Here is a 255-nt window from a genome sequence, read left to right on the forward strand (position 1 = left end):
CGCGTCAGTTCCGCATCCAGCTCGCAGCGCACGAAGCCGCCCGCATAGTCCTGCTGCGCAGGACGCGGTCGGTCGCTCGGCACCTCCAGCAGCCCCGGCGCTCCCGCCAGCGCCTCTTTCCAGTACGACCCCTGCGCCTGCAACACCTCGCCCGACACCCAGCGTCGCTGCCACGCCGCGTAGTCCGCGTACTGGAGCGACAGCGCAGGCAACGGGTCGGCTTCCCCACGACTGTACGCGCCATACAACGCGCTC

The 255-nt window shown here is 70.6% G+C and carries 1 protein-coding gene; it reads right to left on the reverse strand.

The window, feature by feature from the left end; all coding sequences use genetic code 11:
* Positions 1-255: condensation domain-containing protein (locus LC490_RS24310; protein WP_223621915.1), on the reverse strand; the 255-nt coding region annotated here is incomplete at both ends.

It is taken from the genome of Lysobacter sp. ESA13C, from assembly GCF_019970005.1.
GTDB lineage: Bacteria > Pseudomonadota > Gammaproteobacteria > Xanthomonadales > Xanthomonadaceae > Lysobacter > Lysobacter antibioticus_B.